Raw genomic sequence first — 24,990 nt, forward strand, 5'->3', positions numbered from 1 at the left:
ACGCACTGACCGCGCAGTTGCGCACCAGCGACCCCGACATCCGACGCGTGATCGACAACGGCATACCGGCCAGCGACCAAGTCGGCGCACTCGTCCGAGACGGGGGTCCGAGTCTTACGACAGACCTGAGCAACCTTGCGTCCGCGGCGCGAACATTCGCTCCGCGCACTATGGCACTTCAGCCGCTCCTGATCTTCATGCCCGGTCTTGCTGCCGGAAGCCCTTCCGCTATCGGTGACGGGCCGGTCCAGCGTCAGGGACTTGTCCTCGAGACCAATACCCCGTTTCCCTGCACGGTCGGATACGAAGGGACAATGGCGATCCTCGACGAGATGAAGCGCAAAGACCCGAACTTCGACGACACTCAGCAGGATTTCCCGGTCAACACCGCAGCCAACTGCCTGGCTCCGCAAGGTAGTGAGACGGGTGTCCGCAGCGCCAACCGTGTCGCCTTCGCGGACCCGAACATCCCGCAACCGTGGGACAACAAGCCCAAAGTGGACCCCGACAAGCTCAACCTCAATCCGATTGCCACACAACTGGCACCGGCTCTCGGCGTCACACCGAAGTGAGACGGCTGCCGACTTCCGCCGTCTGAGCGAACCACCCATCCCGACAGTCGTCGCCCTGCACGCCGGAACTTTCGCACCGGTGACGACGACACCGATCACCACAACACCTCCGAATCGAAGGTGACCCCGAATAGAAAGGCCTACCGTGCCGTCATCACACCGGTCCGAGAACACCGAGATAGACGCGATTGTCGTCGGATCAGGACTCGGTGGACTGTCCGCGGCCGCGTATCTCGCTGCAGCAGGCAAACAAGTGCTGCTCCTGGAACGCTATTCGGCTCTTGGGGGGTCCTCGCACGTGTTCCGCCGCCGAGGTTCGTGGGAATTCGACTGCGGCGTGCACTATGTCGGCGATTGCGGCCCGGACGGAATAGTTCGAGCGATGATGCGTGGTCTCGCGCTCGATGACCGGATACAGTGGCTGTCGCTGGACGCGACCGCATTCGACCGCATCATCGCACCAGATTTCGCGTTGAACGTGCCCGTCGGTTGGGAACTGTTCCTGACGGAATTGCTCACAGCTTTCCCCGACGAGCACAAAGCCGTCCGGCGATTCCACGCGATCATGCACAAACTCGCTGACGGGCTCGACCGGCGAGAGAGCCGTAGCCCGATTTCGTTGACCGCCCGGTGGATCTCCGGGGCCGGCTGGGCGGCACCGTTTCTCGCGATGCCGTACGCCGCGATGCTTGTTTCCTGTGGATTTTCCACCCGTGCCGTCTTGGCGCTGTCGGTGCAATGCGGCGCCCTCGCATCGAGCTCTTTGTCTATCCCGACAGCAGCGATGGCAGGTTTCTATCAGGACTATGTCGGCGGCGGCGCCTACTACCCACAAGGCGGCGGACAGATCCTCGCGGCAGGGTTCGCCGAGGTCATCACCTCGCACGGTGGACACATCCGCACCAACGCCGAAGTCTCTCGCATCGTGATCGAGGATCGGCGCGTAACTGGTGTACACCTCGCCGATGGCGAAATCCTCACTGCCCCCATCGTGATCTCCGACGTCGACATCATCAAGACCTATACCGAACTCGTGGGAGTCGAACACCTACCGTTCCCACAACGACAGCAGGTGCAGCGATGGAAGATGTCCCGCCCCCTCATCAACGGGTTCTTCGGCGTCGAGTTCGACACGAACACCCAACCCAACAGCAACTACTTCGCGATCCCGAACTGGGACTCTGCCACATCGCTGCTGTCCCTCGCTCGGTTCTCCGGGCGAGTGATCGACGGCAAAGGCTTCAGAGACGGCCAGAGCTGGGCGAGAGCTATGGCGGCCGGGCAACCGATGTTTCTGCAATCGTCCTCACGCCGCGACCCTGAACACCGCGCAGCAGCCCCTCAGGGCTACTCGACCATCGAAGTCCAGACCATCACCCCACCCGACCCGAAACTGTGGGGGTATACCGCAGACGACGCGGACTCCGGCGAGTATCGGAAATCCCGCGCCTACAACGAGATCAAGAAGATCGTGCTCGACGGGATGCTCGAACGCATGGAACAGGCTTACCCGGGCTCCTCGACCCGAGTACACCTGGCAGAACTCGGGTCCCCCGCCACCCAAACCCGCTTCGTAGGCAACACCGACGGAGCGCCCTTCGGACTTGCACTCCGTCTCGACCAATCAGGTCCGCTGCGCCCGCGAAACCACACCGCGATCGACGGATTGCTCGTGGTCGGTACCAGCACCACATGGGGGCCGGGGACCGTCGGATCGATGCTCAGTGGTGTGCACGCCGCAAGTGCCGTCACCGGACGCGACCTCGTCCACGAAATCCGGACCGGGCAAGTCGTCGCGGACGCGACGCGGCTTTCGCACTGGGACAAAGAATTCGACGCGCTCGGGGCAACCCGAGGGTTCTCCGACCAATCCTCGCACGAGGAAGAGTAGCGAATGAGATGAACTCAAGAAGAGCGCGATGCCTTCAACCGCGCCCCACGCGCGGGACGCGTTGATGATCGATACGGCAGGCCTGCCGTATCGGCGGTATACCCGGCGCGGCCGGGCTCAGCGGTAGCCGACTTACTCGATCATGGATCGGAACCGACATGAATACTCGGTCATCACTCGCACTCCCCGGTTTCGGAAACGGACCGCCTTCACTGGTGCTACGCCATTCCTGCTTGATCTGTGATCATCGTGAAGAACGGCACTTGTTTGTCCGTGATGCAGACACGACCGCGATGCTCGCCCTCGCTCCGACAGCGATCGGGGCGGTTGTGTGAATGCCGGAGTGATCCGTGACGACGCCGAACACTGGTTGACCCCAGGGCAAGCGGCGGCCTTGTTCAATGTCAATCCGAAGACCGTCACTCGATGGGCGCAGGCGGGAAAGATCGGATACATCACGACCGTCGGCGGGCACCGCCGCTACCGCAGCAGCGAAATCCATTTACTCATGAGAGCCCTGCACACTATCGGCAAGGCTCGCTTAGGCGCCGACGGAGCGAGCGCTACGCCGCCGACCGTCGACAAGCGACGCTAGATTCCCATCGGCGGAAGGATCGAATGCTCGACGTTGCCATAGGTGGGGTAGCTCCCGTGGAACCGGGGCGTGAAGTCGACTTTCCAGGCGCCACTTCGTTTCCATCCGCAGCCGCTGGTCGGAGCTTTGTATTGTCAGAAGGAACTCGGTCGTTGTGAACACAAAACACTCATTGCCGCTATAAAGTCGCGACGCGAAGGATAAAGGATGTTTGACGATCAGAGAGTCATAGGTGATCGGGGCGATGATGTTACCGACCAGGCGTCGGTGACAGCTTCTCCCTGTCAGTCCCATAACCCCGACCTGTGGTTCTCCACGACGCGTAGTGAATTGACGAGGGCGATGATGTTGTGCCGCAGTTGTCCTCGCAGTCAGCGGTGCTTTCTCGATGCGCTCGACCGGGGAGAAACGGCGGGAGTGTGGGGCGGCCGGTACCTTGTGGACGGCAAGATCGCCGCGCTTCCAGGCGTACGCACCCCGCCCCTGGGGCGACAGCATCTTCAGTAAGAACGCGGCCGTCGCGACTTCCACCATCTCGAGCAAAACACCAAACCCGGGCACCAGCCACTGGCAAGTAAAATGGGTTCGCGAGTGGAAATTGGGCATCATGAACAGATGAACATTCCGGACTCTCCCTCCTCTGCCCGACGGCGCTCTCGGGTGCGGGCGGACATTCTCGCTTCTGCAGCGGCGGAGATCAGCGAAGCCGGGGTGGAGAAGGCCAGCCTCCGCGCCATGGCACGACGAGTCGGCATCAGCCATCAGGCGCTGAGCTATCACTTCACAGATCGGCAGGCTGTACTGACAGCACTTGCTGTGGACGGGTTTCGGCAGTTGGTTGCACTCAGTGCAGATGCTGTCGACAAGGTCACATCCGATTCGCCGCTCGGGCATCGAGCCGCGGCCATCGGTATCGCCTATATCCGCTTCGCGGAACGCAACCGCCCCCTGTTCACTCTGATGCTGGGTTCGGCACAGATCGACCCCACCGATGAGGAGTTGGTCGCAGCGCGTCTGGCCATGTGGAACTTGCTACTTGCGACTGCCACGACCGAAAACGATAACGGGTGGGGTGGGTCCGCGAGCCCCGAGACGATGGCGATTTTGGCGTGGATGATCGTTCACGGCATCGCAACAATCGGCAATCTCCTCCCCACCGATGTGACTCCCGACGATCTCGTCCTCACTCTCAACTGCGCTATAGCAACACGCGAGGATCGCTGATCGTGAGAACGGTCTCGCCTACCTTGCGCCGTGCGTTCTTTTCGCGGACAACTGCTGCCCACTCTTCGGAATCGACGCGCAAGGGGTATCTGCATCCACCGAAAAAGTTGTCGAGCGGCAACGGAATACGAGCCTGACACTGCGGTGCGCCCTTGCGGGCGTCTGCTTCCCTGAGTGTCGGAGTCGCGACCACAATCGTCGTGACGAGCGCGAAGACGAGACCCACGTAGAACGGTTTTATCGGGGTCACCTCCACTCTCTGAACTTCGAGTTGGGCCTCGGCTGGGCACGTCTTGCCCTGTGACGCTGTCAGGTCAACAGCTTCGCGGCTACCAGTTCCATTCAGCGAATAGAACTTCCAGTACGGCCGCGCAGCCTCCCCGACCATGCTCGTATTTTATGGAGTCTCGCAGTGCCTTTCGCCATCTACATCCTTGGGCTTGTCGTATTGCCCTAGGGGACATCCGAATTCATTTTCTCCGGTCTCATACCGGACATACCCCCCTATCTAGGGGTCTCTGTCCCTGCCACCGGGGTCTCGGTCCCAGCCGCCGGACTCCGCGGTCAAAACCAGCCCCCGTCCGTTCCGAGTGAACAGTGTCATCGACTGTGGCGATCGGACCGAGCAATTCGGCCGTCGACGATCTGACTGGTGACGTTCGCACAACGGTCAATTCAGGTCCTCCTGTTGTTGGGCGAGCATGCATCGAAAGTTGTTCAGCCTCTGGCTATCAGATCGAGAAGTCCCGGGAACCGATGTTCGAGATCCTGGTACCGCACGCGACTGCGCCGCTCCATTCCGTATTGGCGTTGCCTGATCAATCCGGCTTCTCGTAGAGCCTTGAAATGGTGCGTCAGTGACGATTTCGGTCGATCGAAGCCGAACCAACTACACGGGTGGTCGTATTCGACGGAGTCGGCGAGCAAACGTCTGACAATCTCGAGGCGGATAGGCGTCGAGAGCGCGCCGAAAATTGCGGCGAGGTCGAGCTCGTCGACTGATGGCTCGTCAATGGGAGGTGGCAGGTACTTATCTGTGACTTCAGGAACCGCGATTGTGACCATAACAGCAGAATACATCCAATACTAGTTTTATCGAACCGGTACGAATGCGAGCCGATGTTTCACTAGAAACTTCGAACCAATACGACTACGGTCCTGTCAGTACGAATATTTACGTACATCAATTCCGAAGGGAAGACTCCATGACAAGCTCTGAGGTTCAGCCCTCCACGCACTCGTCGACACCCGTGCCCGGATCCATGCCTGCAGTAATGTCCGCGGCCTTCGTCGTCACGGCAGTATTCGTGCTCTCGAATTCGCCGACGCCGCTCTACGTCCATTGGCAACAGAGCATCGGGTTTAGCTCGGGCATGCTCACGGTCATTTTCGGCGCGTACATCCTCGGTCTACTTCTGACGCTCCTTGTTGCGGGGCAACTATCCGACCATTTCGGTCGCCCACGCGTACTTCTGCCCGGACTCGTCGTCGCATTGGCTGCCAGTGCCCTTTTCCTCATCGCCGACAACGTCGCCATGTTGATAGTTGCGCGACTGCTCACCGGCATCTCGGTTGGCGTTATCGTCTCTGCCGGAATGGCTTCCGTCGTCGATGCAGGAGGCGACACCCTTCGCGCGACCGCCGCGCGACTCGCGTCCGTTGCCATGGTCCTCGGGGCCGGACTCGGCCCACTGTTCGCAGGAATCATGGCTCAGTACCTTGATAAGCCTGTCACCTGGGTGTTCGGTGCGGAAGCTCTACTCATTGTCATCGCCACTATCGCTGTCGTCCAGTCCCGCCCACTTACCAACCTCGCAGACACCGATGATCGCAGTCCGTTTCAGCTCCGCCTGCCGTCGGTCCCCCGGCGTTTTCGCCGTTACGTGCTGTTCGGTATCGCGGTCTTCGGACCTGGGATTACTGCAACGTCATTCGTCCTTTCCCTCGGCCCTTCGTTGCTTGCCCGGCAGCTAGGAGTTACAAGCCCCCTCGTCGCGGGCGGAACTGCGTGCGCGATGTTCCTCGTCGCCACAGGCATTCAATTTGCCGTGGCTCGCACTCCGATCCGAACCATATTCATCGGCGGCGCAACATCCACCGCACTGTCGATGCTCGCGTTGTACGGTGCCGTCCAATCTGACGCCGCACCACTACTCATCATTTCCGCACTCCTAGCCGGCGCAGGCCAGGGCCTCGGCCAACTCGGGGGGCTCACGCTGATCGGAATGCATGTTCCCCCTACATCTCGGGCGCAAGGAAATGCATTGATGAACATCGGCGGCTACATCCCCGCAGGAATACTGCCCCTGGTGGCCGGCTATCTGATCGACGCCACATCCATTCCCACAGCAGTAACAGTGTTCGGCGTCGTCCTGTTCGTCGCCGCCGTCACCGGCGGAGTCGCAGTCGCGAAATCCATCGAGACGGCCTGAACAAATCAGCCAACCGAGAAGAGCGAAGATGAACGAACAGGAACTCACCACCTTGGCATCAGATCTAGCCAAGGCCCCCACATCGCCACCGTCGCCACAGTCGAGCCAAACGGCTCACCCCAACTGTCCCCAGTCTGGATAACTCACGACGACAACACTGTGGCGTTCTCGACCGTCGAGGGACGCCGCAAACACACCAACATAGTCCGCGATCCGCGTATCAGTATCAGCATCACTGACTCGGAAAACCCGATGCGCCGCATCGAACTTCGAGGAAGTGCCGTCATCGTCGACGACCCGGACGGAGATCTCATCCAGCGGCTGTCACTCGCATACACCGGAAGTAATTGGACCGAAAAGAATCCCGAAGCGAGACGGGTCATCATCCGCCTCACCCCGCAGCACCTAGTGGGCCGCGCCTGACAGCCCGAAACCCGCGAACGAAGGGCAGGGGTGGGGTGCGTCCAGTACCCGCGGCATAGCGTCCACGAACGCTGCACGCCAATTTGTCGGGGGTACGGATCCTCAGCGGCACAGAAGCGTTCCTTGTTTTCGGCGATTTCCAATGGTCTGAAACTGCAACCGAGTTCGGAGAGCGAACTGGAGGTTCATCGACTCGTGAATCTCCGGACGGGGTCCGCTGTTGTCCTTCAAATATTGTGCGCTGCGATGACGGCTGGGACGTCACCCCTGTCATCGAGCAGGTCGAGCAGATCGGCTCCACCGTCACCCCAAATTTTCACGCGTCAGCGCGACCAAGGCATTCATGGCCGAAGGCTCGGCGGACATGTCAGCCGAACGAGCTGACCCAATTGTCGGCGGTGAGGACAGTGACTCCCCGTGCGGGAAACAACGCATCCATCAGGAATCGATGCACCTCCGTGTCAGGGTCGGCACATCCGTCGGATAGCACCGACACTTCGTAGTCCGGATCAGCAGCGGCGTGAATCGTTGCAGCAACGACAGCGGACTGGCGACACCGCAGATGACGACGTGGCCGATTCGTCGACTACGCAACACTCGATCAAGGTCCGTCGACGCAAACCCGCTGACTCGACCGTCACATGAGAATGTCAATCTGATTCGAACCCAGTAGGGCGGCTTGATTCGAACCCACCCAGGCAATTTCGGTCGAAATGTTGTAGACCGGGTTTGAGAGTGTCGAGCGTTGGTCTCTTCAGCTTTGGCGTCTGTGGATCGATTCGCGGTGTGGGGAGATCGGCAACCAGCCGATCTCTGCAGTGGCGGACGCTTCGTATCATTAATGCGTGTGGATTAAGCGGCCCAGGCTCAACGTCCCCGCGCAACGCAGGTGTCGATCTGCAGCGAAGTTTCTCGTGACCGAACATGCACAGATGCGTACTCTTTTATTAGCGGGGCTAAACACCCCGTAGTTGCCAGGACCGATTGGCCAACCACGACAAAGGAGTCGGAATGAAGGCAATCCAGTACACGAGAATCGGCGCAGAGCCCGAACTCACGGAGATTCCCAAACCCGAGCCCGGCCCCGGGGAAGTGCTCCTGGAAGTAACCGCGGCCGGCGTCTGCCACTCGGACGACTTCATCATGAGCCTGCCCGAAGAGCAGTACACCTACGGCCTTCCGCTTACTCTCGGTCACGAAGGCGCCGGCCGAGTCGCGGCCGTCGGCGAGGGTGTCGAGGGACTCGACATCGGAACCAATGTCGTCGTCTACGGGCCTTGGGGTTGCGGCAACTGTTGGCACTGCTCGCAGGGACTGGAGAACTACTGTTCTCGCGCAAAAGAACTCGGCATCAATCCTCCCGGACTCGGCGCCCCGGGCGCGTTGGCCGAGTTCATGATCGTCGACTCACCTCGCCATCTCGTCCCGATCGGCGACCTCGACCCGATCAAGACAGTGCCACTGACCGACGCCGGCTTGACGCCCTATCACGCGATAAAGCGTTCTCTGCCGAAGCTTCGCGGAGGCTCGTACGCGGTTGTCATCGGCACCGGTGGTCTCGGCCACGTCGCCATTCAGCTCCTCCGCCACCTCTCGGCAGCCACGGTCATCGCACTCGACGTGAGCGCGGACAAGCTCGAACTGGCAACCAAGGTCGGCGCTCACGAAGTGGTGCTCTCCGACAAGGATGCGGCCGAGAACGTCCGCAAGATCACCGGAAGTCAGGGCGCCGCACTGGTTCTCGACTTCGTCGGCTACCAGCCCACCATCGACACCGCGATGGCTGTCGCCGGCGTCGGATCCGACGTCACCATCGTCGGGATCGGCGACGGTCAGGCGCATGCAAAGGTCGGGTTCTTCCAAAGTCCTTACGAGGCTTCGGTGACCGTTCCTTACTGGGGTGCCCGCAACGAATTGATCGAATTGATCGACCTCGCCCACGCCGGCATCTTCGACATAGCGGTGGAGACCTTCAGCCTCGACAACGGAGCCGAAGCGTACCGACGACTGGCCGCCGGAACGCTCAGCGGCCGCGCGGTTGTGGTCCCCGGTCTGTAGATCGACAGTATCCAGATCGACAGCGGTAAAACACTGATGCCCGGCCGAATTCGATTCGGCCGGGCATCAGTGTTCACTACCGAGGACTAGCTGCACGCCTCGATGACAAGTTCCTTCACACGAGCCGCGTCTGCCTGCCCACGGGTGGCCTTCATGACGTCGCCGACAATCTTTCCGGCGGCCTGCACCTTGCCACTGCGGATCTTGTCCGCGATGTCGGGGTTGGCTGCGAGCGCTTCGTCGACGGCTGCCTTGAGCTTGGTTTCGTCACGTTCGACGACCAACTCCGGGTGCGCCGCGACAACCTGCTCCGGATCACCCTCGCCGTCGAGGACGTGATCGACGACCTGGCGAGCGACCTTGTTGTTGAGCTTGCCGGTATCGATGAGAGCGACGACCTGGGCAACCTGCGCCGGGGTGATCGGCAGAGCACCGAGTTCGACGCCACGGGTGTTGGCCTGCTGTGACAGGTAGGACAGCCACCACGACCGCGCTGCCTCGGGCGACGCACCGGCCTCGGTGGTCGCGATCACCAGATCGATGGCACCGGCATTGACGAGGTCGCGCATGACCTCGTCGGAGATTCCCCAGTCCTTCTGGATCCGCGCGCGGCGAATCCAGGGAAGCTCCGGCAAGGTGCCGCGCAGTTCTTCCACCCACTCGGCGCTCGGGGCAACAGGCTCGAGATCCGGCTCCGGGAAGTAGCGGTAGTCCTCGGCCGTTTCCTTACGGCGTCCAGCGGCGGTGGTGCCGTCGGCTTCCTGGAAGTGACGGGTCTCCTGGATGACCTCACCGCCGGCGTCGAGAACTGCTGCCTGACGGCGCATTTCGTAGCGAACCGCGACCTCGACACTTTTGAGGGAGTTGACGTTCTTGGTCTCGGTACGCGTTCCGAGTTCCTTGGCGCCGATCGGCATCAGCGAAATGTTGGCGTCGCAGCGCATCGATCCCTGATCCATTCGCACGTCGGAGACGTCGAGGGACTTCAGCAGATCACGAAGCGCCGTCACGTACGCACGGGCAACCTCGGGAGCGCGCTCGCCGGCACCGTGGATGGTCTTGGTGACGATCTCGACCAGCGGCACACCGGCACGGTTGTAGTCGAGAAGCGAGTGGCTTGCGCCGTGGATACGGCCGGTAGCACCGCCGACATGGAGGGACTTTCCGGTGTCCTCTTCCATGTGCGCGCGCTCGATGTCGACACGCCACGTCGTGCCGTCGTCGAGGATCACGTCGAGGTAGCCCTCGGTCGCGATCGGCTCGTCGTACTGGGAGATCTGATAGTTCTTCGGCTGATCCGGGTAGAAGTAGTTCTTACGCGCGAATCGACCCCACGGTGTGATGGAGCAGTTGAGCGCAAGGCCGATCCGGATCGCGGATTCGACAGCAGCTGCATTCACCACCGGCAACGAACCGGGCATGCCCAGACAGACCGGGCACACCTGGGTATTGGGTTCGGCACCGAACTCGGTGGGGCACGGGCAGAACATCTTGGTCGCGGTGCCGAGTTCTACGTGCACCTCCATACCCATCACAGGCTCGTACTTGGTCAGTACTTCGTCGTAATCGAGGATGTCGGGCGCATCGACAGCAGTCATGGTGATCAGTTTATGCGTCTGCGGCTCAGCCGAAGAATGCGGCTGCCTCCTCGTAGCGCTCCTTGGGCACCGTCTTGAGTTTGCGGGTCGCCTCGGCGAGCGGAACGAGGTCGATGGACGTTCCGTGCAAGGCAACCATCTGACCGAAATCTCCGCGGTGAGCTGCGTCGGTGGCATGTACGCCGAAGCGGGTGGCAAGGATGCGGTCGTGCGGCGTCGGGGTGCCGCCGCGCTGAATGTGTCCAAGGACGGTGGTGCGAACTTCCTTGCCGATCCGACGCTCGATCTCGTTACCGAGCTGCTGCGCGACTCCGGTGAAGATCTTGTGGCCGAACTCGTCGATGCCACCCTCGCGCAGAGTCATCGACGCGGGATCGGGCATCGCGCCTTCGGCGACGACGCAGATGAAGTGGGAGTCGCCGCGCTGGAAGCGCTTCTTGACCATCGCGCACACCTCGTCGACGTCGAACGGTTGTTCCGGAACCAGCGTCAGGTGTGCCCCCGACGCCAGTCCGGCTTGCAGCGCGATCCAGCCCGCGTGCCGGCCCATGACCTCGACGAGCATGACGCGCTGGTGTGATTCGGCCGTGGTGTGGAGTCTGTCGATGGCGTCGGTGGCGACGGCCAAGGCGGTGTCGAAACCGAAAGTCACGTCGGTGCAGTCGATGTCGTTGTCGATCGTCTTGGGCACGCCGATCACGGGCACGCCACTCTCGGAAAGCCAACTGGCCGCAGTGAGCGTGCCTTCGCCGCCGATCGGGATCAGGACGTCGATCCCGTTGTCGTCGAGGGTCTGCTTGATCTGATCGAGACCCGCGCGCAGTTTGTCGGGGTTCACACGAGCGGTGCCGAGGATCGTGCCGCCGCGAGTGAGGATGCGGTTGATGCGATCGTCCGCGTCGAGAGGGACCTTGCGGTCCTCGAGAAGTCCCCGCCAGCCGTCCCGGAATCCGACCACGGTACTGCCGTAACGACCGGCCGACGTACGTACGACGGCGCGGATGACCGCGTTCAAGCCCGGGCAGTCGCCGCCGCCCGTGAGGATTCCGATTCGCATAGTGCAGCACCTCTCGTGACCGGATTGTGGATCTTGGTGTCCATCTTCCCCCAGTCACCGTATTGCCGCAGGATAGCGGCGTTGCCGAGCCGCAACGCCGCGCCGTACGGGATCACTAACCCGGCGTGACGAGCCCGCTTTCGTACGCCAACACGACTGCCTGGGCGCGATCACGCAGATCGAGCTTCGACAGCACCTTCCCGACATGGGTCTTGACGGTCTGTTCGGCGACGAACAGCCGCTCGGCGATCTCGACGTTGGACAATCCGCGGGCGATCAGTTCGAGGACCTCGCGCTCACGCGGGGTCAGGGCGTCGAGCGCTGCGGGCCGTGCGCGCGGGGCCGCTCGCCGGCTGGTCACATCGGCAATCAGCCGACGCGTCACCGTCGGCGCCAGCAAGGCCTGCCCTTCGGCGACCACGCGTACCGCCCGAATCAGTTCCTCAGCCGGTGCGTCCTTGAGCATGAAACCGCTCGCCCCGACGCTCAGTGCCTCGTAGACGTAGTCGTCGATGTCGAAAGTGGTGAGCATGAGGACTCGCACCGGCGGTTCCCATCCGGCGGACAGAATCTGGCGGGCAGCGTCGAGTCCGTTCATCTCGGGCATGCGAACATCCATCAACACCACATCCGGACGCAATCGCGCGACCTCGGCGACGGCGATCTTGCCGTCCGGCGCATCGCCGATCACGCTGATGTCGGGCTGGGCGGAGAGTAGGGCTCCGAACCCTTGTCGAACCATCGCTTGGTCGTCTGCGATGAATACTGTGATGGGCACTCGGACAGCCTAGGCGGGCATCGACGGCAACTCGGCCCGGACCTCGAACCCTCCGTCCTCGCGCCGGTTTGCCAACAGCATGCCGCCCACGGCCGAAGCCCGCTCACGCATTCCGCGTATTCCATTGCCACCAGTGGTTTCCGACGCCGAGTGCTGATTGCCACCCAGTGGCGAAGGTCCGTTGTTCACGAGCGCGCTCACCGATTGCGGGCCGAACGCCACAGCGACTTCGATGGGTCCGCCAGGTGAATGCCTGGCCGCATTGGTGATCGACTCCTGAATGATCCGGTATAGCGCAAGTCCCGTGGACTCCGAGACCGACGCTCGATCTCCGTCGACTCGCCACGACACCGGAAGTCCGGCACGTGTACTGCCGAGCAGCAGTTCGTCCAACTGGTCGACGCCCGGTTGCGGGGCCGTCACCACCGAGTCGCCGTCGCTCCGCAGTACTCCGAGGAGACCACGAATCTCGTTGAGCGCTGCTCGCCCTGTCTCACTTATCGATTCGAATTCGGTCCGGATCTCCGGAGTGACCGCATCGAGTCGGTACGGTGCACTCTGCGCTTGCACGACCACCATCGACATGTGGTGGGCCACGATGTCGTGCAAGTCGCGGGCGATCCGCGCCTTCTCCTCGAGGATCGTTCGCCGAGTGCGTTCGAGTTCACTGACTTCCTCTTGCTTGGCCAACTGGCGGCGCGAGAGAACCAACCAGCGGATCAACAGGCAGAAGACCACCAGGGCACTCAGCCCGACAGCCCAACCCGCTCCGTCGCTTCCCGGGGCGTTGCCGAGGAAGAGCAGCACCGTGGCGATCCAGGCGACACCGACAACCTGAATGGGCGCTCGCAGACTCACCGCGGCGAGCAAACACATCAGCACGATGATGTGGACGACCTGCCACGGATAGTCGTAACCGGGCGTGTTGTCGAACACCAACGGGATGATCAGCGCCGACACCGCCGACACCGCCCACCCCAACGGTGCGTTGATCCGGATCAGGACAAACGGAAAGGCGGCCAACGCGGCGACGAACGGCATGATCGGCGGCGAAACATGATGCGTCAGTTGTAGTGTCGGCCACGCGATCGCGTAGAGGATCAAGGTGACCGCGACTATGACGACGTTCCAGAACTGACCGTGGGCCACGAAACGGGTTGCGCGGCGCACTTTCTCCGAATGCACTACCGCCCCGTCGAGGCCGGACAGCATCGACCCGGCAGTGGCGAATGTCGGTGCGGGCGCATCCGGTGCGCCCCTGTTCTTCCTTCGGACCTTGATCACCCGTCAAGCCTATGAAGGCGAACCCCGAAAGTCCTCATACTGCAGAGTGAGATCCCCCTACCTCCGAGGTATCACAGGGGAGGGAATTCTCACCCGAATCGGCGTCGGAGAACCCCTCCACAGAGCGATGACCGCCAGGATTGTCCGTTCATAGCGTGAACGGCATGCGGATCACACGAGTGAAAGACCTCTCTCGAAGCGGCGGCACCTGGGCTGCCCTGGCCTTGGCGGCAACGGCGGCAATCATCGTCACTGCCGGATCGAGCGGCGCCGAGCCGCCGCGCACCGAGAACTCGAACGCATCCAGGGCGATCGCCACCGTGACTACCGCGGATGCCTCTGACGCTGTGACCACCATCCCGACGGACTTTGCGGCATTCGCGGGCTACACCCCCACCGTCGTCGATGGATACCTCGCCAATCCTCACGGCGACTGCTCGTCGCCGGTCCCACTTCCCGACGAATTCGACTCGGCCTGCAAGGCGCACGATCTCGGCTACGACCTGCTCCGCTACGCGCATTCGCACGGAACTGAACTGGGGCCGTGGGCACGTCAGGTCCTCGACGGTCAGCTCGACGAGCGAATGCATGCCGCGTGTGAAGACCGCACGTCCTTTCTCTCACGAGGGTATTGCTTCGCGATGGCCGATGTAGCCGTCACAGCGGTGAACGGAAATTCTTGGCGCCAAAGCTATCTGACGCCGGTCACGGAATCGGGATTCGGTTACGGCACGGCCGGCGTTCTGGCAGTCTCCGCTCTCGGCTTCACCCTGATGCGATCACGGCGCCTCGACCCGTCGAACGGGTTCTTCTCCTCTCCGAAAGCGGTTGCAGCATGAGCGTTCTGAATGCGTCACGGACCCCTGCCCTCGCCCGAGTCGGGGCGCTCGCACTCCCCCGAGTGTCGACGAGCGTCGCCGTGGCAGCGATGTCCGCCATCTCACTTGCTCCCGGACTGCTGCCGAGATCAGCCGTGCTCCAGGGTGTGTTCAGCGGTCTGCTCGTCGCGGCCGGACTACTGGCGATGTGGGCGTTCTCCGCGGTTGCGCGTCGGCTCGTCTCCGATCGCGTGAAGGCCCGATTCGACGAACAACATTGGCGCATCAGCGCGTTGGGGTTGTCGACGGCCGCCACCGCGATTGCTGTCTTCGCCGCCTCAAGTTGGCAGAACTCGTTGCGAGCGGCGATGGGCGCACCGTCTGCCGGACTTCTCCACTGGGCGGAGGCGGGTTGCATTGCAGCACTGACCGCACTTGGCCTCTGGGGCATCGGGGTTGGAATTTCGAAGGCGCTGCGGTGGATGGGTTTCGCGCGGAGCGTCGGCGCACTGGTCATGGGAGTCCTCGGAGTGCAGTTGGTCGTCGGTCCCGTCGTGTGGAACGGCCTCGCCGATTCGTTCGACAAGTCCAACGCGTACATCGACACCGCTCTGACACAGCCACTTTCGGCCTCCGTGTCAGGCAGCCCCGAATCTCTCATCTCGTGGACGTCGATGGGGGCGGAGGGACGCAAATTCGTCGCAGCAGGCGAAGACTCGGTGCGCGTCTACGCCGGTTTGGATTCCGCACCCGACGCCGCATCGCGTGCCGCTCTCGCCGTGAGTGAACTCGATCGCGTCGGTGGCTTTGCCCGCAACAGCGTCGTGGTGGCCGTTCCGACCGGCTCGGGGTGGATCGACACGCACGCAGTCGACGGTATCGAGCAACGGTTCGGCGGCGACGTCGCGATAGTCGGCCAGCAATACTCCGACGCACCCAGCTGGGCGACGTTCCTGTTCAGCCGGGACGAGGCCGAAGATTCAGCCACCGCTCTGTTTACTGCGGTCGGTACACACATCGCCTCGATGCCGACCGAAGAGCGACCGGACCTGTTCCTCTACGGACAGAGCCTGGGCGCAGTCGGGGGCAGTGCTGCGTTGATGGAGAAAAGCCCCACCACCGCGTGCGACGTGTTGTGGGCCGGTCCCCCGGCGGGCGCGACGCGGACGGAGGGCGCAACCGTCCTCGCGAACACGTCAGACCCGGTGGTGTGGTGGTCCCCCGCCCTCGCGACGCAGAAGCCGGACCTGAGCCGCGCCGTCCAGGATGCCCCGATCCCGCAGTGGATTCCAGGCGTCACGTTCTTGCAGACGACCGCAGACATGCTCGGTTCGCTCGGTGTTCCCGCCGGCCACGGTCATCGCTACGGAACCGATCAGGGGACGGCTTTGGGGACCTGCTCCTGAAACTGCTGTGCGCCTTTATTAACCGCGGGGGGTTAATAAAGGCGCACAGCAAACACGTCAGACTGCAGTCGCGATCGGGCCGCGTGCAGCTTCGTAGGCGGCACCGACACGGTAAAGGCGCTCGTCAGCCATGGCGGGCGCCATGATCTGCAGGCCCACCGGCAGGTTGTCGTCCGCGGACAGACCCGAGGGCACCGACATCGCGCAGTGTCCGGCCAGGTTGGTCGGCAGCGTGCACAGGTCGGAGAGGTACATGGCCAGCGGATCGCCGACCTTCTCGCCCAACTTCCACGGGGTGAACGGGCTGGTCGGCGAGACCAGTACGTCTACCTTCTCGTAGGCCTTGTCGAAATCGCGCGCGATGAGCGTGCGGACCTTGAGCGCCGAGCCGTAGTAGGCGTCGTAGTAGCCCGAGGACAGTGCGTAGGTACCGATCATGATGCGACGCTTGACCTCCGGGCCGAAACCGGCGGCGCGAGTTGCGGCCATGACCTGGTCGGCACTCATGTTGCCTTCGTCGACACGCAGTCCGTAGCGCATGGCGTCGAAGCGGGCCAGGTTGGACGAAACCTCACTGGGCAGCACCAGGTAGTACGACGCGAGCGCGTGCTCGAAGCTCGGGCACGAGACCTCGACAACCTCGGCGCCGAGAGCCTTGAGCTGCTCGACGGCAGCGTCGAAGGAAGCGATGACGCCGGGCTGGTAGCTGTCGGAGTGCAGTTCCTTGACAACACCGACCTTCACTCCGCGCAGGTCGCCGTTTGCACCTTCACGAGCCGCCGCAACCACCGGACGCACGGGGGCGTCGATGGACGTGGAATCACGCGGATCGTGTCCGGCGATGACCTCGTGCAGCAGTGCGGTGTCGAGCACGGTGCGACCACAGGGGCCGCCCTGATCGAGCGAGGACGCGCACGCGACGAGTCCGAAGCGTGAGACGGTTCCGTACGTCGGCTTGGTTCCGACCGTCGCGGTGACCGCAGCCGGCTGACGGATCGAACCGCCGGTGTCGGTACCGATGGCCAGTGGAGCCTGACGGGATGCGAGTGCTGCCGCGCTACCGCCACCGGATCCGCCGGGGATGCGGGTGACGTCCCACGGGTTGCGCGTCGGACCGAAGGCGGAGTTCTCCGTCGAGGAGCCCATCGCAAATTCGTCGAGGTTCGTCTTGCCGAGAATCGGGATGCCGGCAGCGCGCAGCTTGGACGTCAGGGTCGCGTCGTACGGCGCAACCCAGCCTTCGAGAATCTTCGACGCACAGGTGGTCGGCATGTCCGTCGTGGTGAAGATGTCCTTCAACGCGATCGGAACGCCGGCGAGTGCCGAAGCGGGTTCGTTTCCGCCTGCGAGCGAGTTGTCCACTGCTGCGGCAGCTTCGAGAGCCTGCTCGCCGGCGACGTGCAGGAATGCGTGGTACTCGGTGTCGACGGCAGCGATGCGGTCGAGATGCGCCTGCGTGACCTCTACCGAGGACACCTCACGCGAGTGGATCTTGCCGGCCAGCTCAGCGGCGTCCAGCGTGGTCAGATCGGTCATTCGCCCTCTCCAAGGATCTGCGGAACCGCAAAGCGATCCTGTTCGACTGCGGGTGCTCCGGACAATGCCTGCTCCGGGGTCAACCCGGGCACGATCACGTCGGGGCGCGTCACGTTGGTGACGGCATTGGGGTTCGCCATGGGCGGGACGTCGTCGGCCGCAACCTCGGTGACCACCTTGACGTGGTTGAGAATCGAATCCAACTGACCGGCGAACTCGTCGAGTTCGGCATCGGACAGGGCGAGTCTGGACAGCCGCGCGAGGTGCGCGACCTCGTCACGGGAGATGGCAGGCACCGCGGGGCCCCTTTCGGAAGAGGACGTGAACATTGCCGGTCCAGCCTAGTTCCTCACCGACACAGACCTGTAAGCACGCCTGCTGTGTCGACCGGTACGCACGCTTACTGTGTCCACCGCCACGTCGATTCCACCTCGTGTTTCGCTCGTGTGACAAGCATGTGCACCCGGTGTGACCCCGCCGCGGCGCCCACCAACGGGTGCTGAGCAAGTGCAAAGATGGGTCTGGCCCGGGTCGACGTGATCCGGGCGAGAACCGATCAGCGAAAGGCACGCACGTGTCGTACCTGCTTCGCGTCCAACTGCCCGACCGACCCGGCAGCCTCGGCGCTCTCGCCGTGGCTCTCGGCTCAGTCGGCGCAGACATCCTCTCGCTCGACGTCGTGGAACGGGGCGACGGATTTGCCATCGACGACCTCGTGGTCGACGTCGAACCCGGCGCCCTGCCCGACACTTTGATCACCGCTGCCGAGCATCTGCCCGACGTGCTGGTCGATTCGATCCGCCCCTACGCCGGCATTCTCGACACTCACCGCGAACTCGAGCTGATCGACTCCGTCGCCACCGCCAGAAACGATCGACTACAGGTTCTCGTCGACGGCGCGCCGCGAGTGCTCCGAGTCGGATGGTGTGTCATCGCGGACTTGGGCAAGCGCGGGGCGTACCGCGTCGTCGGTAGTGCCGGCGCTCCGGAAACCCATGCCACCGACGTTCCGTGGATGCCACTGGACAAGCCCACTGCGCTCGACGGCGAGGCGGATTGGGTTCCGGCCGTATGGCGAGACATGAACACCAGCCTCGCTGCCGCACCTCTCGGTTCCGGCAATCGAGTCCTCATGCTCGGCCGCCCCGGTGGACCCGAATTCCGACCCTCGGAGATAGCCCGCCTCGGCTACCTCGCAGGAATCGTCGCGACGGTGCTGGGTTAACCAGCCTGGTTGATCAAGCCAGACCGCGAACCATGACGGTCAGTTCCATGCCGCGAATGGGCTCCCACGCGCGCTCGGGATCCGGGACAAAACCGTTGCGGTCGTAGATACGACGCGCATCGACCATCTCAGGCTGCGTCGAAATGACCACCGAGTGATCGCCGCGATCGTATGCGTCGGCGATCACTGCGCGAACCAATGCGGTTCCGGCGCCCGATCCCCGAGCCTGCGGCGATACCGCAAGCATGCGGAACTCGAGTTCACCCTTCTGCGCGACGTCGGCGAAGGGAGTACCGGGCTCGGCAATCGTCAACGAACCCACGACCTGATCGCCGAGAACGGCCACCAGCACCCGCCCCTGCTCCACCCGAGTTGCGGTGTCGCGCAGGCGCTCCGCGTACGGGGATCCGTCGGCGACAAATCCGCCACCCACGTACGACTGCACAGTCAGCTCACCGACGGTCTCGAACTCTGCCGGCAGAACTTCACGAATCTCGATCATGGCGTCACTATGGCACCCCGCACGCCAATCTCAGAAATCGGACAAAGTCACTCTGCTGCGTCCAATTCGGTGGGAGCGACTGCATCCGGGCCATCTTCGAGCAACCGCCGGAAGCCGTCCTCGTCGAGCACCGGCACACCCAATTCGACGGCCTTGTCGTGCTTGGAACCGGGCGCTTCACCAACGACGACGAAGGCGGTCTTCTTCGAGACCGAACCTGCCGCCTTGCCCCCGCGCACCAGAATCGCTTCCTTTGCCTGATCTCGCGAGTACGTCTCGAGTGAACCGGTGACAACGATCGAGAGGCCCTCGAGATTGCGCGGAATCGAATCGTCTCGTTCGTCCTCCATGCGTACTCCGGCCGACGCCCACTTGTCGACGATCTGCTGGTGCCAGTCGACGGAGAACCACTCCACGACCGCCGCCGCGATCGTGGATCCGACGCCGTCCACTGCAGCCAACTCGTCGACCGACGCTTCCCGAATGCGTTGCAACGAACCGAATTCGCCGGCCAACGCCCTGGCGGCAGTAGGGCCGACGTGCCGAATCGACAGTGCCACAAGCACTCTCCACAGCGGCTTGTCCTTGGCCGAATCAAGATTGGCCAGCAAGCGTTTTCCGTTGGCGGACAGTGCTCCCGCATTGGTACGGAAGATCGGAACATCGATCAGTTTCTCGGCGTCGAGGGAGAAGAGATCACCCTCGTCGCCGATGACCTTCGCTTCCAGCAGACCGGTCGCGGCCTCGTATCCGAGCACCTCGATGTCGAACGCCCCGCGACCGGCAACGTGGAACACGCGCTCGCGCAACTGCGCCGGGCAGTACTGCTGATTGGGGCATCGCACGTCGACGTCGCCCTCTTTTGCCGGTGCCAACAACGTGCCGCACTCGGGGCAGTGCGTCGGCATGACGAACTCGCGCTCGGAACCGTCGCGCACGTCTGCCACGGGCCCGAGGACCTCGGGGATAACGTCTCCGGCCTTACGCAACACCACGGTGTCGCCGATCAGCACACCCTTGCGCTTGACCTCGGATCCGTTGTGCAGCGTGGCCAAGGACACAGTGGAACCCGCCACCGTGACGGGTTCCATGTACGCGAACGGCGTCACACGTCCCGTGCGCCCGACGCTGACCCGGATGTCGAGGAGCTTGGTCGTGACCTCTTCCGGCGGGTACTTGTACGCGATCGCCCACCGCGGTGCGCGAGACGTGGTGCCCAGACGTCGATGCAACGACATCTCGTCGACCTTGACCACCAGGCCGTCGATCTCGTGCTCGACGTCGTGGCGATGTTCTCCCCAGTACTTCATCTTCTCGACCACGGCGTCGGCGCCGACCACCCGCGAGGTGTGCGTGGACACCGGCAGACCCCAGGCGGCGAGGGCAACGTAGGCGTCGTACTGCGAAGCCGGATCGAAACCTTCCATGCGTCCGAACCCGTGGCAGATCATGCCGAGGCGACGACGCGCGGTGACGGCCGGATTCTTCTGACGCAGGGAGCCCGCCGCGGAGTTGCGCGGATTGGCGAACGGCGCTTTGCCCTCCTCCACCAGCGAGGCATTGAGTGCAGCGAAGTCCTCGAGGCGGAAGAACACCTCACCGCGCACCTCGAGCAAGCTCGGAATCGGGTACTCGTCCGTGGCGGTGAGCCGCTCCGGGATGTCGTTGATCGTCAGGGCGTTGAGTGTGACAAGCTCGCCGGTGCGACCGTCGCCGCGGGTAGCGGCGCGCACGAGTTTGCCGTTCTCGTAGACAAGGTTGAGTGCGACACCGTCGATCTTCACTTCACACAGATAATGCAGTTCGGGCCCGGTTTCCTGCTCTACCTTGGCGATCCATCCGCGCAGCTCGGACTCGTCGAAGACGTTGTCGAGGCTGAGCATCCGCTCGAGGTGATCGACGGAGGTGAAGTCCGTCGCGAATCCGCCGCCGACCAGTTGCGTCGGAGAGTCGGCAGTCCGCAGATCCGGATACTGTTCTTCGAGAGCATTGAGCTGCCCGAGCAATGTGTCGAATGCACCGTCCGAAATGACGGGCGCATCACGAACGTAGTAGCGGAACTGATGCTGGCGTACCTCTTCGGCCAGCTCCGTCCACTGCTCGCGCGCCTCGTTGGGCGCTGGCTGCATTGCATCCGCGGTTTCAGTCACAGCTAGAAGATTATCGGGTCACACCGACACACCACATGACTCCACGCATCAGAACGCCGACGGATCGTCCACCAATGCCTTGCCGACGTCTGTGCTCAGTCGAAGAGCGGCACGAGCCCACTCCAGGCTCGCACCCGCAAGACCGCAACGCGGGGTCACCGCGACCTGGTTCTGCAGGAGTTCACGCGAGAATCCGAGACGATCGATCAGCGTGACGGCGGGCATCGCGCACTCTTTCCACGTCACCGGCTTTTCCGGTTCCACGGACGGAACCAGACCGAGCGCCAATTCCTTGCCGGCGTCGAACAACTGGCCGATACCGTCGAGATCGCGTGAGCCGATGAGCGACATGTCGAAGCTCACGCCGAACGCCTGACTTCGCCTCAATAGATCCCACGGCATGTCGGCGCCGCAGCTGTGGACGATCGTGGGCAGCCCGCAACCGCTGATCGTCGAGTCGAGAACGGCGAGCGCCTCGGGTTCGGGCAGTGCCGGAACGCTCTCCATCTTGGTGCGCCCTGGCAGCGAACCGGCCAGTACTGCCGCGATCTGGGGCTCGTCCAACTGGATCACCACTGCGGCGCCGGTCCGGCGAGTGACCCCGGCCGCGTGACGCGCGAGACCCTCACCGAGTGATTCGGCGATGTCGCGGAGCGCCCCGCGGTCGACGAGAACTCGTGAGCCGTTCGCGACCTCGATCTCGGCGCCGAGCGTCAACGGGCCGGCAGCTTGAAGCTTGATCACGTGATCTCCGCCGACCAAGCGAGCCGACTCCCAGGCTTCCTCGAGAGCGTCGAGATCCTGATTCAGGAAGTCCTCGGCCCGCTTCGCGACGTTGCCCCGCCGAGGCACGACGCGATAGGCACGTGTCGAGGCGTCGAGGTTGATGTCGACCAAAATGGCGCCTGCCCGGCCGACCATGTCTGCGCCGAGACCCCGGCTCGGCAGCTCCACCAGATGTGGGAAACCCCCAAGCTCGCCGAGGATGGTTGCGGCACTTTCGCGGGCATCCGTGCCCGGCCAGGATCCGATTCCGGTGACGAGGCCACCGATGGAAACCTGCTGCGTCACAGTGTGTTCGGCTCGGATTCGGTGCCCGAGATGGTGCCACTGCCGAGAACCTGGTCGCCCAGTTCGCTGTCGGGGCGATACAACACGACAGCTTGACCCTTTGCGACGCCGGTCAGTGGTTCGCGCAACGAGATCGAGATACCGCCGCTCGAAGTACCGTCATCGACGGCCTCCGCGACGGCCTGTGCCAGTCCGCCGTGCGCACGAACCTGCACCATGCATTCGACAGGGCCTTCCGGCGCCTGGCCCGAAGTCCAGATCGCACGCTGCGCCGAGATGGCCCAGACGTCGAGGTTCTTGGCCGAACCCACTCGGACCGTTCCGGTTTCGGGCTCGATCGCGGTCACGTACCGCGGGCGGCCGTCACCCGCCGGACCTTCGACGCCGAGACCCTTGCGCTGTCCGATCGTGAAGCCGTGGACGCCGTCGTGCGCAGCGAGGACTTCACCGGAATCGGCGTCGACAACGCTTCCGGGACGAACGCCGATGCGCGCACCCAGGAATGCTCGTGTGTCACCGGTCGGGATGAAGCAGATGTCGTGGCTGTCAGGCTTGTTCGCCACAGCGAGGCCGCGCTCGGCCGCTTCCTCGCGGATCTGTTCCTTCGGGGTGTCACCGATCGGGAACATCGCGCGTGAAAGCTGCTCTGCCGTCAGCACACCGAGGACGTACGACTGATCCTTGTCCGCGTCGACCGCCCGGCGCAGGACGCCGTCTTCGAGGCGTGCGTAGTGACCGGTCGCCACGGCGTCGAAGCCGAGAGCGACGGCACGATCGGCGAGTGCGGTGAACTTGATCTTCTCGTTGCAGCGCAGGCAGGGGTTGGGGGTCTCACCTGCCGCGTAGGACGCCACGAAGTCGTCGATCACGTCTTCCTTGAAGCGATCGGCGAAATCCCAGACGTAGAAGGGTATTCCGAGGACGTCGGCGGCGCGCCTGGCGTCGCCGGCATCTTCCTTCGAGCAGCAACCCCGCGAACCCGTACGCAATGCGCCCGGCGCCGTGGACAGCGCAAGATGAACGCCGACGACGTCATGTCCGGCGGCAACAGCGCGGGCGGCGGCGACAGCGGAGTCGACACCTCCGCTCATGGCTGCGAGTACTCGCATCAGCGATCCCCTCCACGCGAACCGGCACCGGCAAGACCGGCGGCCCGAGCGCGCTCTACTACTTGTGGAAGCGCTGCGAGCAGCGCATCCACATCGGTGACACTCGACGTATGTCCGAGCGAAAATCTCAGTGAGCCACGCGCTACGGGCGATTCGACGCCCATCGCGATCAACACGTGACTGGCCCGGGCCACACCGGCAGTGCAGGCCGAACCGGTGGAACATTCGATACCGGCTGCGTCGAGGAGCATCAGCAACGAATCGCCCTCGCAGCCGGGGAAGGTGAAGTGCGCGTTACCGGGAAGCCGATCGGAACCGGTCGGGCCGTTGAGCACCGACTCGGGAAGGATCTCCAGGACTCCCTCGATCAAACGGTCACGCAGCTGCGCCAATTCCCTTGTGCTGGAATCGAAGTTCTCGACGTTTGCGCGCAGCGCCGCAGCCATTCCGACAACTCCCGCGGTATCCGGAGTGCCAGAACGCAGATCACGTTCGTGCCCACCGCCGTGAAGGAGCGGCACACAGGGAACCTGGCGACCGAGCAAGAGTGCACCGACGCCGTGGGGACCACCGAATTTATGTGCCGCGATGCTCAGCGCGGACAACTTGCTCGCTGCGAAGTCGACGGGCAATTGGGCAACAGCCTGGACCGCGTCGCTGTGCATCGGAATCTCGAACTCGGCCGAGACCTCCGCCAACTCCACGATCGGCATGATCGAGCCGACCTCGTTGTTGGCCCACATCACCGTCACCAGTGCTACTTCGTCGGCGTGGACGGACAGTTCGTCGCGCAACGTCTGCGGATCGACCACACCGTTCTCGTCGACCGGCAACCACGTCACGCGCGCGCCCTCGTGCTGCTCGAGCCACTCGACGGCGTCGAGCACAGCATGATGCTCGACGGAGCTGGCCAGAATGCGAGTGCGTCGTGGATCGGCGTCACGGCGAGCCCAGTAGATGCCCTTGACCGCGAGGTTGTCGCTCTCGGTTCCCCCGGAGGTGAAGATGACCTCCGACGGCCGCGCGCCCAGGCTGGCGGCGATCGATTCGCGCGATTCCTCGACGCGGCGCCGGGCCGCACGGCCGGAGCCGTGCAGCGAGGACGCGTTGCCCACGGTTTTGAAGGTATCGGTCATCGCCTCGATAGCGGCTGCCGACATCGGAGTCGTGGCGGCATGATCGAGGTACACCGGAAATCCGGCGTGGGCACTGTGTGCAGGCAGAGTCATGGCTTGACAAGGATAGCCCAGCACGAGAGCTC

24 protein-coding genes and 1 pseudogene are annotated in these 24,990 nt (G+C 63.3%); 11 read left to right on the plus strand and 14 right to left on the minus strand.

The features are described 5' to 3' along the window. The 5 genes and pseudogenes from ACFT1A_RS24430 to ACFT1A_RS24450 all read left to right on the plus strand — a co-directional run. Positions 1 to 572, plus strand: a pseudogene (locus tag ACFT1A_RS24430) (mammalian cell entry protein); the annotation flags it as partial. Between the two features lie 145 nt (positions 573 to 717). Continuing rightward, complete coding sequence (locus ACFT1A_RS24435) at positions 718 to 2,463, plus strand: phytoene desaturase family protein (RefSeq protein WP_378449110.1); 1,746 nt, start codon at positions 718 to 720, stop codon at positions 2,461 to 2,463. A gap of 331 nt (positions 2,464 to 2,794) precedes the next feature. Beyond that, positions 2,795 to 3,058, plus strand: a complete 264-nt coding sequence (locus tag ACFT1A_RS24440) for a BldC family transcriptional regulator (protein ID WP_378449111.1) — start codon at positions 2,795 to 2,797, stop codon at positions 3,056 to 3,058. A gap of 207 nt (positions 3,059 to 3,265) precedes the next feature. Further along, complete coding sequence (locus ACFT1A_RS24445) at positions 3,266 to 3,565, plus strand: WhiB family transcriptional regulator (RefSeq protein WP_378449112.1); 300 nt, start codon at positions 3,266 to 3,268, stop codon at positions 3,563 to 3,565. A gap of 108 nt (positions 3,566 to 3,673) precedes the next feature. Then, entirely contained in the window at positions 3,674 to 4,282 is a 609-nt protein-coding gene (locus ACFT1A_RS24450) for a TetR/AcrR family transcriptional regulator (RefSeq protein WP_378449113.1), read from the plus strand. Here ACFT1A_RS24450 and ACFT1A_RS24455 read toward each other — a convergent pair. Together ACFT1A_RS24455 and ACFT1A_RS24460 are read right to left on the minus strand one after the other, a co-directional pair. Further along, positions 4,257 to 4,670 (minus strand): hypothetical protein, encoded by a 414-nt coding sequence (locus ACFT1A_RS24455; protein WP_378449114.1) that lies wholly within the window; start codon positions 4,668 to 4,670, stop codon positions 4,257 to 4,259. The two genes, ACFT1A_RS24450 and ACFT1A_RS24455, sit on opposite strands and share 26 nt — an antisense overlap. Positions 4,671 to 4,999: 329 nt before the next feature. Continuing rightward, positions 5,000 to 5,347: a helix-turn-helix transcriptional regulator gene (locus ACFT1A_RS24460; protein WP_230817096.1), complete on the minus strand. Its 348-nt coding sequence runs from the start codon at positions 5,345 to 5,347 to the stop codon at positions 5,000 to 5,002. A 44-nt stretch (positions 5,348 to 5,391) separates the two neighbouring features. Here ACFT1A_RS24460 and ACFT1A_RS24465 point away from each other — a divergent pair, with 44 nt between their 5' ends. After that, positions 5,392 to 6,714 (plus strand): MFS transporter, encoded by a 1,323-nt coding sequence (locus tag ACFT1A_RS24465; RefSeq protein ID WP_378449115.1) that lies wholly within the window; start codon positions 5,392 to 5,394, stop codon positions 6,712 to 6,714. A gap of 81 nt (positions 6,715 to 6,795) precedes the next feature. Continuing rightward, a complete protein-coding gene (locus ACFT1A_RS24470) occupies positions 6,796 to 7,137 on the plus strand; it encodes a PPOX class F420-dependent oxidoreductase (protein ID WP_378449213.1) in 342 nt (113 codons plus the stop codon). Between the two features lie 367 nt (positions 7,138 to 7,504). On the opposite strand, the gene ACFT1A_RS24475 is transcribed toward ACFT1A_RS24470, so the two are convergent. Next, positions 7,505 to 7,633: a hypothetical protein gene (locus ACFT1A_RS24475; RefSeq protein WP_378449116.1), complete on the minus strand. Its 129-nt coding sequence runs from the start codon at positions 7,631 to 7,633 to the stop codon at positions 7,505 to 7,507. A 515-nt stretch (positions 7,634 to 8,148) separates the two neighbouring features. Between ACFT1A_RS24475 and ACFT1A_RS24480 the strand changes: the two genes are divergently transcribed. Then, positions 8,149 to 9,195 carry an NAD(P)-dependent alcohol dehydrogenase gene (locus ACFT1A_RS24480; RefSeq protein WP_378449117.1) on the plus strand — a complete coding sequence of 349 codons (1,047 nt, stop codon included), beginning with the start codon at positions 8,149 to 8,151 and terminating at the stop codon, positions 9,193 to 9,195. Positions 9,196 to 9,281: 86 nt separating this feature from the next. Here the strand turns inward: ACFT1A_RS24480 and gatB are convergent, their stop codons facing one another. From gatB to ACFT1A_RS24500, 4 genes are all read right to left on the minus strand, one after another. Continuing rightward, positions 9,282 to 10,793: an Asp-tRNA(Asn)/Glu-tRNA(Gln) amidotransferase subunit GatB gene (gene gatB / locus ACFT1A_RS24485; protein ID WP_378449118.1), complete on the minus strand. Its 1,512-nt coding sequence runs from the start codon at positions 10,791 to 10,793 to the stop codon at positions 9,282 to 9,284. A gap of 25 nt (positions 10,794 to 10,818) precedes the next feature. Next, entirely contained in the window at positions 10,819 to 11,850 is a 1,032-nt protein-coding gene (locus ACFT1A_RS24490) for an ATP-dependent 6-phosphofructokinase (protein ID WP_283303701.1), read from the minus strand. A gap of 115 nt (positions 11,851 to 11,965) precedes the next feature. Continuing rightward, positions 11,966 to 12,628 carry a response regulator transcription factor gene (locus tag ACFT1A_RS24495; protein WP_007729374.1) on the minus strand — a complete coding sequence of 221 codons (663 nt, stop codon included), beginning with the start codon at positions 12,626 to 12,628 and terminating at the stop codon, positions 11,966 to 11,968. A 9-nt stretch (positions 12,629 to 12,637) separates the two neighbouring features. Then, complete coding sequence (locus ACFT1A_RS24500) at positions 12,638 to 13,912, minus strand: sensor histidine kinase (RefSeq protein WP_378449119.1); 1,275 nt, start codon at positions 13,910 to 13,912, stop codon at positions 12,638 to 12,640. Positions 13,913 to 14,076: 164 nt separating this feature from the next. On the opposite strand from ACFT1A_RS24500, the gene ACFT1A_RS24505 reads away from it, so the two are divergent. Beyond that, positions 14,077 to 14,751, plus strand: a complete 675-nt coding sequence (locus ACFT1A_RS24505) for a hypothetical protein (protein WP_378449120.1) — start codon at positions 14,077 to 14,079, stop codon at positions 14,749 to 14,751. Beyond that, the gene (locus tag ACFT1A_RS24510) at positions 14,748 to 16,136 is read left to right on the plus strand and encodes an alpha/beta-hydrolase family protein (RefSeq protein WP_378449121.1); all 1,389 of its coding nucleotides are present in this window, start codon (positions 14,748 to 14,750) and stop codon (positions 16,134 to 16,136) included. The genes ACFT1A_RS24505 and ACFT1A_RS24510 overlap by 4 nt, the downstream gene beginning before the upstream one ends. Before the next feature lie 57 nt (positions 16,137 to 16,193). Here the strand turns inward: ACFT1A_RS24510 and gatA are convergent, their stop codons facing one another. After that, positions 16,194 to 17,672, minus strand: a complete 1,479-nt coding sequence (gatA, locus tag ACFT1A_RS24515) for an Asp-tRNA(Asn)/Glu-tRNA(Gln) amidotransferase subunit GatA (RefSeq protein ID WP_378449122.1) — start codon at positions 17,670 to 17,672, stop codon at positions 16,194 to 16,196. Beyond that, the gene (gene gatC, locus ACFT1A_RS24520; protein WP_003944747.1) at positions 17,669 to 17,968 is read right to left on the minus strand and encodes an Asp-tRNA(Asn)/Glu-tRNA(Gln) amidotransferase subunit GatC; all 300 of its coding nucleotides are present in this window, start codon (positions 17,966 to 17,968) and stop codon (positions 17,669 to 17,671) included. Before gatC ends, gatA begins: the two co-directional genes overlap by 4 nt. A 278-nt stretch (positions 17,969 to 18,246) precedes the next feature. On the opposite strand from gatC, the gene ACFT1A_RS24525 reads away from it, so the two are divergent. Then, entirely contained in the window at positions 18,247 to 18,897 is a 651-nt protein-coding gene (locus ACFT1A_RS24525) for an amino acid-binding protein (RefSeq protein WP_378449123.1), read from the plus strand. 13 nt (positions 18,898 to 18,910) lie between these two features. Here ACFT1A_RS24525 and ACFT1A_RS24530 read toward each other — a convergent pair whose 3' ends face one another. From ACFT1A_RS24530 to ACFT1A_RS24550, 5 genes are all read right to left on the minus strand, one after another. Next, entirely contained in the window at positions 18,911 to 19,399 is a 489-nt protein-coding gene (locus tag ACFT1A_RS24530) for a GNAT family N-acetyltransferase (protein WP_230812805.1), read from the minus strand. A 47-nt stretch (positions 19,400 to 19,446) separates the two neighbouring features. Continuing rightward, positions 19,447 to 21,528, minus strand: coding sequence for an NAD-dependent DNA ligase LigA (gene ligA / locus ACFT1A_RS24535; protein WP_378449214.1), 2,082 nt, complete (start codon positions 21,526 to 21,528; stop codon positions 19,447 to 19,449). 69 nt (positions 21,529 to 21,597) lie between these two features. Then, complete coding sequence (locus tag ACFT1A_RS24540; protein ID WP_378449124.1) at positions 21,598 to 22,620, minus strand: methionine synthase; 1,023 nt, start codon at positions 22,618 to 22,620, stop codon at positions 21,598 to 21,600. Next, complete coding sequence (gene mnmA, locus ACFT1A_RS24545) at positions 22,617 to 23,729, minus strand: tRNA 2-thiouridine(34) synthase MnmA (RefSeq protein WP_378449125.1); 1,113 nt, start codon at positions 23,727 to 23,729, stop codon at positions 22,617 to 22,619. The genes ACFT1A_RS24540 and mnmA overlap by 4 nt, the downstream gene beginning before the upstream one ends. Then, positions 23,729 to 24,958, minus strand: a complete 1,230-nt coding sequence (locus ACFT1A_RS24550; protein WP_378449126.1) for a cysteine desulfurase family protein — start codon at positions 24,956 to 24,958, stop codon at positions 23,729 to 23,731. Before ACFT1A_RS24550 ends, mnmA begins: the two co-directional genes overlap by 1 nt. Between the last annotated feature and the right edge of the window lie 32 nt (positions 24,959 to 24,990).

Source organism: Rhodococcus sp. NPDC057135 (genome assembly GCF_042670865.1).
In the GTDB taxonomy this organism is placed as follows: domain Bacteria; phylum Actinomycetota; class Actinomycetes; order Mycobacteriales; family Mycobacteriaceae; genus Rhodococcus_F.

What these genes read in the sequence shown, in the direction of transcription:
- ACFT1A_RS24450 (WP_378449113.1), top strand. Translation starts at nt 3,674, where the DNA reads ATGAACATTCCGGACTCTCCCTCCTCTGCCCGACGGCGCTCTCGGGTG.
- ACFT1A_RS24455 (WP_378449114.1), bottom strand. Translation starts at nt 4,670, where the DNA reads ATGGTCGGGGAGGCTGCGCGGCCGTACTGGAAGTTCTATTCGCTGAAT.
- ACFT1A_RS24465 (WP_378449115.1), top strand. Translation starts at nt 5,392, where the DNA reads ATGCGAGCCGATGTTTCACTAGAAACTTCGAACCAATACGACTACGGT.
- ACFT1A_RS24510 (WP_378449121.1), top strand. Translation starts at nt 14,748, where the DNA reads ATGAGCGTTCTGAATGCGTCACGGACCCCTGCCCTCGCCCGAGTCGGG.
- ACFT1A_RS24530 (WP_230812805.1), bottom strand. Translation starts at nt 19,399, where the DNA reads ATGATCGAGATTCGTGAAGTTCTGCCGGCAGAGTTCGAGACCGTCGGT.
- ACFT1A_RS24550 (WP_378449126.1), bottom strand. Translation starts at nt 24,958, where the DNA reads ATGACTCTGCCTGCACACAGTGCCCACGCCGGATTTCCGGTGTACCTC.
- ACFT1A_RS24445 (WP_378449112.1), top strand. Translation starts at nt 3,266, where the DNA reads ATGTTTGACGATCAGAGAGTCATAGGTGATCGGGGCGATGATGTTACC.
- ACFT1A_RS24505 (WP_378449120.1), top strand. Translation starts at nt 14,077, where the DNA reads ATGCGGATCACACGAGTGAAAGACCTCTCTCGAAGCGGCGGCACCTGG.
- mnmA (WP_378449125.1), bottom strand. Translation starts at nt 23,729, where the DNA reads ATGCGAGTACTCGCAGCCATGAGCGGAGGTGTCGACTCCGCTGTCGCC.
- ACFT1A_RS24460 (WP_230817096.1), bottom strand. Translation starts at nt 5,347, where the DNA reads ATGGTCACAATCGCGGTTCCTGAAGTCACAGATAAGTACCTGCCACCT.
- gatA (WP_378449122.1), bottom strand. Translation starts at nt 17,672, where the DNA reads ATGACCGATCTGACCACGCTGGACGCCGCTGAGCTGGCCGGCAAGATC.
- gatB (WP_378449118.1), bottom strand. Translation starts at nt 10,793, where the DNA reads ATGACTGCTGTCGATGCGCCCGACATCCTCGATTACGACGAAGTACTG.
- ACFT1A_RS24490 (WP_283303701.1), bottom strand. Translation starts at nt 11,850, where the DNA reads ATGCGAATCGGAATCCTCACGGGCGGCGGCGACTGCCCGGGCTTGAAC.
- ligA (WP_378449214.1), bottom strand. Translation starts at nt 21,528, where the DNA reads ATGCAGCCAGCGCCCAACGAGGCGCGCGAGCAGTGGACGGAGCTGGCC.
- ACFT1A_RS24480 (WP_378449117.1), top strand. Translation starts at nt 8,149, where the DNA reads ATGAAGGCAATCCAGTACACGAGAATCGGCGCAGAGCCCGAACTCACG.